General features: G+C 63.7%; 10 protein-coding genes. 4 read left to right on the forward strand and 6 right to left on the reverse strand.

Annotated features, from left to right (window positions below; genetic code table 11):
• The first annotated feature begins 152 nt into the window (after window positions 1-152).
• Window positions 153-998: a MoxR family ATPase gene (locus KF719_RS03340; RefSeq protein ID WP_293507073.1), complete on the forward strand. Its 846-nt coding sequence runs from the start codon at window positions 153-155 to the stop codon at window positions 996-998.
• A 125-nt stretch (window positions 999-1,123) separates the two neighbouring features.
• Window positions 1,124-1,735, forward strand: a complete 612-nt coding sequence (locus KF719_RS03345; protein ID WP_293507074.1) for a class I SAM-dependent methyltransferase — start codon at window positions 1,124-1,126, stop codon at window positions 1,733-1,735.
• A 376-nt stretch (window positions 1,736-2,111) separates the two neighbouring features.
• Here KF719_RS03345 and KF719_RS03350 read toward each other — a convergent pair whose 3' ends face one another.
• Entirely contained in the window at window positions 2,112-2,558 is a 447-nt protein-coding gene (locus tag KF719_RS03350; RefSeq protein WP_293507075.1) for a lysozyme inhibitor LprI family protein, read from the reverse strand.
• A gap of 144 nt (window positions 2,559-2,702) precedes the next feature.
• Here KF719_RS03350 and KF719_RS03355 point away from each other — a divergent pair, with 144 nt between their 5' ends.
• On the forward strand, window positions 2,703-3,878 hold the full coding sequence (locus KF719_RS03355) for a VWA domain-containing protein (RefSeq protein ID WP_293507076.1): 1,176 nt from the start codon (window positions 2,703-2,705) through the stop codon (window positions 3,876-3,878).
• A gap of 57 nt (window positions 3,879-3,935) precedes the next feature.
• Here KF719_RS03355 and KF719_RS03360 read toward each other — a convergent pair whose 3' ends face one another.
• Genes KF719_RS03360 through KF719_RS03370 form a run of 3 tightly spaced genes read right to left on the reverse strand, consistent with a single transcriptional unit; the run spans window position 3,936 to window position 6,904 of the window.
• Window positions 3,936-4,637, reverse strand: a complete 702-nt coding sequence (locus KF719_RS03360) for an ABC transporter ATP-binding protein (RefSeq protein ID WP_293507077.1) — start codon at window positions 4,635-4,637, stop codon at window positions 3,936-3,938.
• Window positions 4,634-5,884 (reverse strand): ABC transporter permease, encoded by a 1,251-nt coding sequence (locus KF719_RS03365; protein ID WP_293507079.1) that lies wholly within the window; start codon window positions 5,882-5,884, stop codon window positions 4,634-4,636. The genes KF719_RS03360 and KF719_RS03365 overlap by 4 nt, the downstream gene beginning before the upstream one ends.
• 3 nt (window positions 5,885-5,887) lie before the next feature.
• Window positions 5,888-6,904 carry an efflux RND transporter periplasmic adaptor subunit gene (locus KF719_RS03370; protein WP_293507081.1) on the reverse strand — a complete coding sequence of 339 codons (1,017 nt, stop codon included), beginning with the start codon at window positions 6,902-6,904 and terminating at the stop codon, window positions 5,888-5,890.
• Between the two features lie 118 nt (window positions 6,905-7,022).
• Between KF719_RS03370 and KF719_RS03375 the strand changes: the two genes are divergently transcribed.
• Window positions 7,023-7,436: a hypothetical protein gene (locus KF719_RS03375; protein WP_293507083.1), complete on the forward strand. Its 414-nt coding sequence runs from the start codon at window positions 7,023-7,025 to the stop codon at window positions 7,434-7,436.
• On the opposite strand, the gene KF719_RS03380 is transcribed toward KF719_RS03375, so the two are convergent.
• Both KF719_RS03380 and KF719_RS03385 read right to left on the reverse strand, forming a co-directional pair.
• Window positions 7,430-10,687, reverse strand: a complete 3,258-nt coding sequence (locus tag KF719_RS03380) for an error-prone DNA polymerase (protein ID WP_293507085.1) — start codon at window positions 10,685-10,687, stop codon at window positions 7,430-7,432. The two genes, KF719_RS03375 and KF719_RS03380, sit on opposite strands and share 7 nt — an antisense overlap.
• Entirely contained in the window at window positions 10,684-12,285 is a 1,602-nt protein-coding gene (locus KF719_RS03385; RefSeq protein WP_293507086.1) for a DNA polymerase Y family protein, read from the reverse strand. Before KF719_RS03385 ends, KF719_RS03380 begins: the two co-directional genes overlap by 4 nt.
• Window positions 12,286-12,300 lie beyond the last annotated feature (15 nt).

The following is a 12,300-nucleotide window of genomic DNA, read 5'->3' on the forward strand; positions in this document are numbered from 1 at the left end:
ATCGAATGGCGCGACTGCCGCCGGCGCACAGGCCTTTTCCTTGAACCGGTCAAGGTCACACATTAGTTTCTCAGCCGTTCAGCAATTCGGTATCCAGCGGCCTGCGCTTGGCTCAAGCGTTCGTTGCCGCGTCCCAGGGGAAAGCCATTTCGATGAAATTTGAGGGAACGAAGGATTACGTCGCCACCGACGACCTGCGTGTGGCGGTCAACGCGGCAATCACGCTGCAGCGTCCGCTGCTGGTCAAGGGCGAGCCCGGCACCGGCAAGACGGTGCTGGCCGAGGAAGTGGCTAGGGCGATCGACGCCGAACTCATCACCTGGCACATCAAGTCCACCACCAAGGCCCATCAGGGTCTTTATGAATATGACGCCGTCTCGCGCCTGCGCGACAGCCAGCTCGGCGACGAGCGCGTCAAGGACATCCGCAATTACATTTCCAAGGGCAAGCTCTGGGAAGCCTTCGAACGCAAGAAGCGCCCGGTGCTGCTGATCGACGAAATCGACAAGGCCGACATCGAGTTTCCGAACGACCTGCTGCAGGAACTCGACCGGATGGAATTCTACGTCTACGAGACGAACGAAACCATCAAGGCCGAAATCCGCCCCATCGTCATCATCACCTCGAACAACGAGAAAGAGCTGCCGGACGCCTTCCTGCGCCGCTGCTTCTTCCACTACATCAAGTTCCCGGAAGAAGACACGATGAAGGCGATCATCGACGTCCACTTCCCCGGCCTCAAGGGCAAGCTCGTTCAAGAAGCGCTCAACATCTTCTACGAGATCCGCGAAGTCCCGGGCCTGAAGAAGAAGCCCTCGACGTCCGAACTGCTCGACTGGCTGAAGCTTCTGCTCTCGGAAGACATCTCGCCCGAAACGCTGCGCGAGAAAGACCCGACCAAGCTGATCCCGCCCCTCCACGGCGCACTCCTGAAAAACGAGCAGGACGTCCACCTCTTCGAACGCCTCGCCTTCCTGGCGAGACGGGAACGGAACTGACCACCTTGTTCGTCATGGCCCGGCCCTCCTCTGAAACAAGGAGGCGCGCCATCCACGACTTCGACAATCAAAGCCCGCGCCTCACCCGCGCGGGCTTTTCGATATGAACCGACGGAAGTGCACCCATGAGCGAAAAAACGCACGACCCGAAGACCCTCTCCTTCTACGACGCGGAAGCGGAGGCCTATGCCGCGCGCGGCGACAGAAGCAATGTCAGCGGATCGCTTGGCGCCTTCCTCGCCCGCCTCGCGCCCGGCGCCCATGTCCTCGACCTCGGCTCCGGCGACGGACGTCACGCGGCGGCAATAATGGAAGCGGGATTCGAAGTGACGGCGCTTGACGGCTCCGCCGGTCTCGCCGCCATCGCAAGCCGCCGCCTCGGCAAACCCGTCCGCGTCGCGCGCTTCGACGAAATCGAGGACGTCGAGGCTTTCGACGCCGTCTGGGCGCACGCCTCGCTTCTCCATGTCCCGCGCGACTCGATCGTCGACATCCTCGCCCGCGTCCACCGGGCGCTGAAACCGGGCGGCCGCCTCTTTGCGAGCTTCAAGTCGGGCGGCGCCGAAGGGCGCGACACGCTCGACCGCTACTACAATTATCCGTCGAGAGATGAACTCGCCGCCTGGGTCGCGGCGAGCGGGCAATGGTCCGATGTGGAGATCGGGGAAACCGGCGGCAGCGGCTATGACGGCAAGCCGACCGAGTGGCTTTTTCTGCAGGCGCTGAGGAACGAATAGCGTCCCGCCCCGAAAAAACTTATCCCCACCCTGTTATGAGCCCCCATCTTATATGTACCGCCTTCAAGAGGGATGCTCCGGGGCGTCCGTTGCATGAAGGTTTGGGCGGCGCCTGCGCCGCCGGGGAGGTAACGCACCCCGGCGCCCCGGGGCTCCCGATGCATGAAGGGCGCGGGCACTATGACCCGCTCGGCAAGACGGTTCCTCTTCGGACGAACCCGAAGCTGTTGGGTGGAAGAGGGCATCGGGGCAAAAACGTCGTGCGCGGAGTGTCTTCGGGCGCTCAAAAAACAAACAGAGTCGCGGTCGAAGTCACTCCGCGCCCCTCTATTTATCTCCAGACCCGCGTGTCGCCCGCGGGGCCGTTTCCGCGCGCCTATTCGGGCTCCGGCACGATCAGCGGCTCATCGCCGAGAAAATCCGCCAGATCCGCTGCCCGCTCCATCGCCGTTTCCGTCAGACAGGCCGCGTACATTTGCAGATACATCGTCCCCATCGGCAGCAGGAAACGCTGGCAGCGCGCCTCGCGGTAGCGTTCCCAGGCGATGCCGCTGACTTCCACGTAATCGGTCAGCCGCTGGTCGTCGATGGCAAAAACGGCGTGTTCCCGCGCTTTTGCGACGCCCTCCCAATAGCCGAGCGCCGCCCCCTGGCACTGGTTCATCGCATGGGTCGTCCAGTCGCCGACCTCCGCGCAACCCGTGAAGTAAGCGTCGCTGCACTGCTTCGGCGCATCGCCCCCCTCTTCCTCACCCGACGCGGCAACGAGGCAGGCCTCGATCCGCGCCTTGGCCTCGCCCTCGGCCAGCCACGGGTTTTCCACGGCAGCCGTCGCGCTAACCCCAAGCAAAAGAAGGAAAATTACTGGCAACACCCGGTCCATAAATGAACACTCCCGCCCCTTCATTCCGGGGCCCATAAGCCCTAGACTGCGCTCAAACGCCATTCAATCCTTTCGGGAATACCCATGTTCGTCCACTTCTTCCATGAACTCAAAAAAGCCAACGTACCCGTCAGCTTGCGCGAATACCTGACCCTGCTCGAGGCGATGGATGCCGATGTCATCGAGCGCCGCGTCGAGGATTTCTACTACCTCTCGCGCTCGGCGCTGGTGAAGGACGAACGCAACCTCGACAAGTTCGACGTCGTTTTCGGTCATGTTTTCAAAGGCTTGGAGCTGGTCGGCGACGGCGAGATCGCCAACATCCCGGAAGAATGGCTGAAGGCGCTGACCGAAAAATTCCTGACCGACGAAGAAAAAGCGCAGATCGAGGCGCTGGGCGGTTGGGAAAAAATCATGGAAGAACTGCAAAAGCGCCTCGAGGAACAGAAGAAGCGCCACGAGGGCGGCAACAAGTGGATCGGCACCGGCGGCACCTCGCCCTTCGGCGCCAATGGCTACAACCCCGAAGGCGTGCGCATCGGCCAGAAGGAAGGCCGTCACGGCAAAGCCGTCAAGGTCTGGGACAAGCGCGAATACAAGAACCTCGACGACCAGGTCGAGCTCGGCACCCGCAACATCAAGGTGGCGCTGCGGCGCCTGCGCCGCTTCGCCCGCGAAGGCGCGCCGACCGAACTCGATCTCGATGGCACCATCAAGGCAACCGCGCATCAGGGCTATCTCGACCTGATCATGCGTCCCGAGCGCCGCAACAAGATCAACGTGCTGATCTTTTTCGACATCGGCGGCTCGATGGACAGCCACATCAAGCTCTGCGAGGAACTGTTCTCGGCCGCGCGCACCGAGTTCAAGAACCTCGAATATTTCTACTTCCACAACTGCCTCTATGAAGGCGTCTGGAAGGACAACCGCCGCCGCCACGCCGAAAAAATGTCGACCTGGGACGTGCTCCACAAATATCCGTCCGACTACAAGGTGATCTTCGTCGGCGACGCCACCATGTCGCCTTACGAAATCACCTATGCCGGCGGTTCGGTGGAACACTGGAACGAGGAGCCCGGTGGCATCTGGCTCGAGCGCGTCAACCAGATCTATGAAAGCGCCATCTGGATCAATCCGATCCCCGAGCGCCACTGGGAATACACGCCCTCGCTGCAGATCATCAAGCAGATCATGGGCGAACGCATGTTCCCGCTGACGCTGGAAGGCCTCGACCACGCGATGCGCGAGCTCAGCCGCTAGAGCGTTTCCAGGTGAAGTGGAAGCCGGTTCACCGTCCGGAAACGCGACAAAACAACTCTAGCGCTTTACATCGCTGTCGATCCGCCCATCGACCAGATGCACATTGCGTGGCGCGGAATCGGCGAAGTCCTTGTCATGCGTAACGGCAATGACCGTCCGGCCCTGCTTCGCGGCGAGATCGGCGAAAATGCCCTGCACGATCTCGCTGTTGCGCATGTCGAGATTGCCGGTCGGCTCGTCGGCAAGGATCACCGCCGGATCGTTCGCGAGCGCTCGCGCGACGGCGACGCGCTGGCGCTGCCCGCCCGATAGCTGGTCCGGCCGCTTGGTCGCCTGGTCGTCGATCTCGAAATCCTTCAGCAGCGACATGCCGCGCGCGTGAATCTCGTCGTCATCGAGCCGTCCAAGTCTTTGCATCGGCAGCGTCACATTGTGCAGCACCGTGAATTCGGGCAGCAGGAAGTGAAACTGGAAAACGAAGCCGAGCTTGGCGAGCCGCACATCCGCCAGCCGGTCGGACGAATAGCCGGACGTGTCGATTCCGTCGATCAACACGCGGCCCTTGGTCGGCAGATCGAGAAGTCCGAGCAGATAGAGCAGCGACGATTTTCCCGAACCGGATGGCCCGGTAACGCTGACGAATTCGCCGCGCCGGATGATGAGATCGATGTCGCGCACCAGCGTCACAGGCACCGCCTCCTGAAGGATGCGTGTCACGCCCTTGAGCTCGATAACCGGCGCCTCGCCACCCGCGCTCATGTCGCCCCCCGGATGATATCGACGGGCCGCACCGCCGCCGCCTTGCGCGCCGGGAACCACGCCGCCACAACCGCGGACACCAGCGCAAAGGCACCGCCGACGCCGAACTGGAACGGGCCCTTTTCGAGCGGCAGCTTCTGCGTATCCATCAGGCCCGGCACCGTTATTTCAACGGTCCCCAGCATCTGTAACAAAATGAGTCCCAGGCCCCAGCCGAGAAACATTCCGATCAGGCCGACAAAGGCGCCCTGCACCAGAAATATCCGCTCGATATCGCCGGCGCGAAAACCCATCGACATCAGGATCGCGATGTCGCGCCGCTTTTCCATCACTACCGTCGAGATGATGTTGAAGATGCCGAATGCGGCGACCGCCATGATCGCCCCGACGATCGAATAAGTGATGATGTTGCGCACGATGAAGAGGCCGAGAAAATCCCGGTTGACCTCCTGCCAGGATTCGGTGCGGTAGCCCCAGCGGCTTTCGAGCTGCGACGCGTATTCCTCGGCCACATCGGGGTCGGCGATCTTGATGCGGATGCGATTGGCAATGAACGGCTTGTCGAGCAACACCTGCGCATCCTTGATCAGCATATAGGCCTGCCCTTCGTCGAGCAGCAGGTTGCCGGTGCGGAAAATGCCGACCACCTTCATCCGGCGCACAAGCCCGGCCGGCGAAACGACGGTCGCGAGATCGTCCATGCCGAGGCCGAGGCGTGTCGACATGCCCTGCCCGATCACAATGCCTTGCGACGCCGTCTTGAGGCGCATCAGGCTGCCTTCCAGCATGTCGGATTCGATGGTGGTGAGAAAACGCTCCTTCTCGGGATCGACCCCGGCGATACCGGCGCTCGCATCCTTCGAGGCATAGCGGATGATCGCCTGCCCCATCAGCGCGGCTTCGGCGACGACGCCGGGTTGCCGCGAAAGCTCTTCGACCATTGCGCCGTGATTCTTGATGCCGCGCAGATATTCGCGCGGTTTGGTGTTGGTCAGCGTCACAGCACCTTGCGGAAAGGCAATGAAGACGGGCTGCGGCGCCGCCTCGCGAAATTCATCCTTGATGGTGATATGCGGCGCATTGTCGAGCAGACGCTTGACCATATCCTGCTCGGAACCCGACATCAGCGCCGAAGTCGCGACGAAAAATCCGACGCCAAGCGCCACACCCAGCGTCGACACGAGCGTTTGGCGGCGCCGGTATCGAAGTTGCGCCGCCGCTATGCCCATGCTGACACGCCAGAGCATTGCCTACTCCCGGTCGGCGTTCGGACGGACACGCCCGCCCTCGGCGATCCCGGCCGATGGATTGACGACGATGGTGTCGTCGTCCGAGAGGCCGGACAGAATTTCGGCCTCCGCATTGCCGACAGCGCCAAGCGTCACCGGACGGAGTTGTACGCGCCCGCCTTCGACAACCCAGACGGCGCCACCCACAATAGCCGTCAGCGGCACGAGCAATGCATTTTCCTCGCGACGCACGACGATGTTGATTTCGGTCGTCATGCCGGAGACAAGCGGGGTGTCGTCCGGCAGCGCAATATAGACGCGGTAGGTCCGCGCCACCGGATCGCCATGGGGTGTGATGCCGCTGACCGTTCCCTCAAGCACCTGCCCGGCAAAGGCATCGGCCCGGATCAACGCAGCCTGACCCATTTCGACCTTGAGGATGTCTTCTTCGTCGACCTCCGCGTCGATCTGCAGCGCCGCGGCGTCGCCGACCAGGAAGAGCACCTGTCCCGGCTGCGCCATATCGCCGATCTTGAGCTGGTTCTCGGAACGTAGAACGGTGCCGGCGATGGGTGCGGTGAGGAAATGTTCGTCGAGCCGCGCCTGCGCGCCCTGCAGCGCTGCAATGGCTGCGGCATGCGCCGTTTCCATCTGGTCGAGAACGGCGGCACTGACATGCCCGGAGCGGCGAAGCGTGCGGGTGCGCTCAAGTTCGGAAGCCGCGAGTTGCAACCTTGCGCGGAGTTCCTGCACCCGGGAAATTTCCTCGCGTGCATCGATCACCGCAAGGACATTCCCGGCCTCCACGGTCGCGCCCTCTCGCGCCACCACTTCCGTCAGCCGGCCGGAGATCTTGGTACCGACCCGCGCATAGGAAATCGGCTCGACAGTGCCCGTGGCATAGACAGCCTCGACCGCCATGCCGCGTGTCGGCGCCGCGACCTGAACGGCCGGCGCGCGCAGGAACAGGAAATAGACCGCAAGCAATAGAAGGATGACGAGCGCGACGCCGCCACCCCAGATCATGCGCTGTCGCAAAGTGCCTCCGCCGCTCTTCGGGCTGTTCACAGATGACAACTTATATAGCAGAATCGACGGCGGAATGCGCAAAGCCTGAACGGACGCAATGCCGCATCGGAAATCGGGGGAACGACGGATGAACGGAAACGAGACACAGACGAAGGTAATCCGGGGATTTGCATGGGCCGATCTTGCGATCACATTGCCTTTCGCCCTGCCCTTCATCGCCGAGGCGGTGATCTCGCTGCTCTGGTTCCTCGACAGATGGCTCGGCTTCGACACGCCGTCGATCATGTTCGAGGCCGGTCCCTTCGGTCTGATGTTCGTTCATATCATGGGTGTGCTCGGCGTCGTCTGGGCGCTGGCGCGGCTGCGTCGTCCAGAAGCCGACCTCGCGCGGATGGATGCGCGCGCCCGCCTCGCCGTGACGGCGCTGATCCTTTATGCGATTGCGCTGGGTGCAACGCCGGTGTTGTGGCTCTTCGTGATAAGCGAGGTCGCGGGCAGCGCGGCGCAGTTCGCGGTCCTGCGGCGAAAATCGGCTCAGTGAAAATCGCGGCTTTTCGGCACGAAGCGCGCGGCGCGCAGCCGCCGTTCTTCGTGCCGGGCGGTCGCCGCTTCGCGCGGGTCGCGCGACACGCGCTTTACCTCGTCGACCGGCGACAGCGCCGCCTCGCCGATATCGCCGATGTCGGACACGAGCGCCAGTTCATGCGTCAGGTCTTCAAGTTCCTCGGCCACGACATGAATGACAATTCCCTCTTTCTGCACCCGTCCACGCACCAGCAGAAGCCGCGAGGAAATGACGACGCGCCGCCGCGCCTCGAAGAGCTTCGGCCAGATGATGATGTTGGCAATGCCCGTTTCGTCTTCGAGCGTCGCGAAAATAACGCCGCTCGCCGTGCCCGGCCGCTGCCGCACCAGCACCAGCCCGGCCAGCGTCACGCGACGGCCTGCTTCTGTCACCTTGAGCCCGGCATGCGGCATTGCACCCCGCGCCGCAAAGCGCGACCGCAGGAAGGAAACCGGATGCGCCTTCAGCGACAGCCGGAGCGTCGCGTAATCGAGCACCACATGCTCGCCAAGCGGCATGGCCGGCAGCGCCATTTCTTCCTCGCGCTGGAACCCGCCCTCCTCCAGCGCCGCAAACAGCGGTAGTGCGGCCGGCTGCCTGCCGGTGCTCCCGCCGCCATGACCGCCAAGCCCACGCACCGCCCAGAGCGCCGCCCGCCGGTCGAACCCCAGCGAGCGGAAGGTATCCGCGTCCGCCAGCCGTTCGATGACGCGCGGACCGAGACCCGTCCTCAACCAGAAGTGACGCACGGAATCGAAACCGCCGCCGCGCCTTTCCTCGACGATCCGGCCCGATGCTTCCTGAAACCCTTTCACCTGCCGGAAACCGAGCCTGACGGCACACTTGTCCCCGGGTCGCTTTTCAAGCGTACAGTCCCAGTCGCTGTGATTGACGTCGACCTCGCATATTTCGACACCATGCTTCCGCGCATCGCGCACAAGCTGGGCGGCGGCATAAAAACCCATCGGCTGCGCATTGAGGATCGCCGCGCAGAACACATCCGGATAATGATGTTTGAGCCAGGCGGAAACATAGGCCAGCAGCGCGAAGCTCGCGGCATGGCTTTCGGGAAAGCCGTAATCGGCAAAGCCCTCGATCTGCTTGAAGCAGCGTTCGGCGAAATCGGCTTCGTATCCGTTGGCGAGCATGCCCGCGATGAACTTGTCGCGATACATGCCGATCGTGCCGGACTTGCGGAACGTCGCCATGGCGCGCCGCAACTGGTCGGACTCGCCCGGCGTGAAGCCCGCCGCGACAATCGCGATTTTCATCGCCTGCTCCTGGAACAGCGGCACGCCAAAGGTCTTGCACAACACGTCTTCGAGAACCTTGGAGGGATAGGTGACTTTCTCCGCTCCGCTGCGCCGTCGCAAATAAGGATGAACCATGTCGCCCTGAATGGGACCCGGCCGGACGATCGCCACCTCGACCACGAGATCGTAAAAGCAGCGCGGGCGCAGCCGCGGCAACATCGACATCTGCGCCCGGCTTTCCACCTGGAAGACGCCGATGGCATCCGCCTCGCACAGCATGTCGTAAACGCCCTTGTCGTCCTGCGGCACATCGGCAAGTCCCATACGAATGCCGTAATGCTTGTCGAGCAGATCGAAGGCGCGCCGGATGCAGCTCAACATACCGAGCGCCAGCACGTCGATCTTGAGGATGCCCAGCGTGTCGAGATCGTCCTTGTCCCATTCGACAAAGGTACGGTCATCCATCGCCGCGTTCTGGATCGGCACGACGTCTTCGAGCGGCCCTTTGGTAATGACGAAACCGCCCACATGCTGCGAAAGATGGCGCGGAAAGCCGATCAGTTCCCGCGCCAGCACCAACGCCTGCTGCAAGGTCCTGTCGCCGGGATCGAGCCCGGCCTCGCGCGCATCCTTTTCCGAGATGCCGCTGTTCGACCAGCCCCATGTCGAGCGCGAGAGCGCGTTGACGACATCCTCCGACAGCCCGAAAACCTTGCCGACATCGCGAATGGCGCTGCGCGAACGATAGGAAATGACCGTCGCGGCAATACCCGCGCGATGCCGCCCGTATTTTTCGTAGATATACTGGATCACCTCCTCGCGCCGCTCATGCTCGAAATCGACATCGATATCGGGCGGCTCGTTGCGATCCTTCGAGACGAACCGCTCGAACAGAAGATCGATCTCGGTCGGGTTGACCGACGTAATGCCGAGACAGAAACAGACCGAGGAATTGGCCGCCGAGCCCCGCCCTTGACAGAGTATGTTTTGCTCTCGCGCATAGCGCACGATATCGTGCACGGTCAGAAAATAAGGCGCGTATTTCATCTCGCCGATCAACGCCAGCTCATGCGCTATGGTTGCTTTGAGCTTGGGGGCGATACCGCCGGGAAACCGCCTTGCGGCCCCCTCCCATGTCAGCCGCTCGAGAAGTTGCTGCGGTGTCTCATGCGCGGAAAAATTGTCGGCCGGGTATTCGTAACGAAGTTCGTCGAGCGAAAATGCGCAGCGCGCAACGATGTCGCCCGTCGAGGCCAGCGCCTGCGGCGCATGATCGAGAAGCCGCGCCATCTCCGCCCCGCTTTTGACATGCCGCTCGGCATTGGCCGCGAGCCGGAACCCCGCCTCCGCCAGCGTGCAATGCGCGCGGACGCAGGTCACGACATCGGCCAGCGGTTTGCGGTCCGGCGTGTGATAAAGCACATCGTTTGTGGCGACGAGCGGAACGTCCGCCTCTCGCGCCATGCGGTCGAGCAGAACGAAACGGCGTTTGTCGTCGGCGCGGTAGAGCGGCGCGAGACCGAGCCAGACCGAACCCGGATAGGCTTGCGCGAGTTGCGCGAGCGAGGCAGCGAAATCCTTGCCCGGCACCGGCGGCGGCATGGCGATGAAACATTGCCCCTCACCATGCGCCAGCACATCGCCAAGCGTCAGATGGCATTGCCCCTTGGCCGCGCGCCGGTTGCCGAGCGTCAGCAGTCGCGTCAGCCGCGCATAGGCCGCCCGATCTTGCGGATAGGCGATAACCTCGAACCCGTCCATTGTCGCCAGACGCGCGCCGACAAGCAGCCGCAAGTCCGCTTCCTTCGCCGCTGCATGCGCGCGCACGACGCCTGCCAGCGTATTGCGGTCGGCGATGCCGATCGCCGCAAGCCTCTGCGCCTTCGCCGCCAGCACCAGCTCATCGGCATGCGATGCTCCGCGCAGGAAACTGAAATTGCTCGCAATCGCAAGCTCGGCATATGACGTGCTCATTCGAACACCCCGTGCAGATACCAGCGCGGCCCTTCCGTATCGCGCAGGTAAAGCCCGTCGCGGTAAAGCCAGAAGCGCCGCCCCTCGGCATCCTCCACGCGGTAGTAATCGCGCGTGCGCCTTTCGCCCCGTCGCCACCATTCGGGCGCGATCCGCTCCGGCCCCTCGGCCCGCGTCACCCGATGCGTGACGCGCCGCCAGCGGAAAATGCGCGGCGGCCCTTCCGGCACTTCGGCAACCGCTTCCACAGGCTCCGGCCGCGCCAACAGCCTGATCGGCCGGGCAAGACTTCCCGCCAGCGCCGCCGCCATCTGTTCTTCGACTTGCGCCCGCCAGCCGCGCATTGCCGGTGTCGCGCCACGCACCGCAGACACGGAAACGACAGCCCGTTCGGGAATATGGCTGGCGCGCGGTTCGAGCCGAACGATGCGTTCATGGCCGAGCCGGGCGCCGAGCCGGTCGATGATCTGCGCCAGGGCTTCCGCATCAGCGCCCTCTGCATCGAAACGGTCCTGCGCCGGCGCCAGCGTATCTGTCGCAAGCGCCGCCAGCATTGCCGCTTCGATACCGAAACCCGCGTCGAAATCGTCGCCGGCCTGCGCAAGTTTTTCACGAAAAAGCCGCGCCAGATGCAGGGCATCATGCGAGGGAGCGGCCGTACCGGCGAAAAGTCGCGTCACCTCGCCATCGGCACGAAACAGCGTCAGTTCGAGCCGCCGCGCCCCGCGCCGTTCATGCGCGAGCAACCGGCAGAGTTCGCCGGCGAGAAGCCGCACCGCCTCTTCGATGTCTTCGGTTCGCGTCAACCCCTCGGCAAATATCCCGCGCGCACGGAAAGGCGCGGGCGGACGCAGCGGCGAAATCGGCTCGCGCGCAAAACCGAGCGCTTCGTCGAGACGCTGCGCCACATGCCGCCCGAACCGCGCGGTAATGGGCGCGCGCGGTTTGCCATAGAGATCGCCGGCGCGTTTGAGGCCGAGCCGCATCAGTCCGTCGACTGTCGCATCGTCGAGGCGCAGCGCCGCCACCGGCAATTTTTCGAGCGCCGCCGCCTCGTCCCCCGGCAGCAGGATGAAAGCCGGCGCCGTGCCATAGCGCGCCAGCGCCCAGGCCGCGCCCGGTGTCGAGGCGACGGCCACCCGCACCGTCAATCCGAAGCCATGAAGCCGCTTCTGCAAATCGGCAACGAGCGCCGCCTCGCCGCCGAACAGATGATCGCAACCGCTGATGTCGAGCATGAGCCCGTCGGGCTCTTCGCCGATCCCTGCAGGATCAACCGCCGTCCACGGCGTGTAGCGCCCGCACCAGAGCGCAAGCCGCTTCAGCGCCGCCCGGTCGGCCGCAAAATCGGCGGCCCGCAATTCGAGCCCCGGGCAAAGCGTCATCGCGTCGGGCACGAGCTGCCCCGGCGCAACGCCGGCCGCCGCCGCCGTCCTGTTGCACGCGGTCACGCGGACGCCGCCCTGCCCCGGCGCGGCCAGCGCCAGCGGTGCCTTGGGTGCCTGAACCTTGCCGCGTGTCCGGCGATCCGCCCGGTAAAGCCGCTCCACCGGCCAGTGCGGCAGCCAAACCGCGGCAACCCGCCTTTTTTCGTCCATCCGCATAGCCGGCAA

The sequence above is a fragment of the Parvibaculum sp. genome (assembly GCF_019635935.1).
Classification (GTDB): domain Bacteria; phylum Pseudomonadota; class Alphaproteobacteria; order Parvibaculales; family Parvibaculaceae; genus Parvibaculum.

Coding starts and splice junctions, on each gene's coding strand:
- KF719_RS03340 (WP_293507073.1), top strand. CDS start 153: ATGAAATTTGAGGGAACGAAGGATTACGTCGCCACCGACGACCTGCGT.
- KF719_RS03345 (WP_293507074.1), top strand. CDS start 1,124: ATGAGCGAAAAAACGCACGACCCGAAGACCCTCTCCTTCTACGACGCG.
- KF719_RS03355 (WP_293507076.1), top strand. CDS start 2,703: ATGTTCGTCCACTTCTTCCATGAACTCAAAAAAGCCAACGTACCCGTC.
- KF719_RS03360 (WP_293507077.1), bottom strand. CDS start 4,637: ATGAGCGCGGGTGGCGAGGCGCCGGTTATCGAGCTCAAGGGCGTGACA.
- KF719_RS03365 (WP_293507079.1), bottom strand. CDS start 5,884: ATGCTCTGGCGTGTCAGCATGGGCATAGCGGCGGCGCAACTTCGATAC.
- KF719_RS03375 (WP_293507083.1), top strand. CDS start 7,023: ATGAACGGAAACGAGACACAGACGAAGGTAATCCGGGGATTTGCATGG.
- KF719_RS03380 (WP_293507085.1), bottom strand. CDS start 10,687: ATGAGCACGTCATATGCCGAGCTTGCGATTGCGAGCAATTTCAGTTTC.
- KF719_RS03385 (WP_293507086.1), bottom strand. CDS start 12,285: ATGGACGAAAAAAGGCGGGTTGCCGCGGTTTGGCTGCCGCACTGGCCG.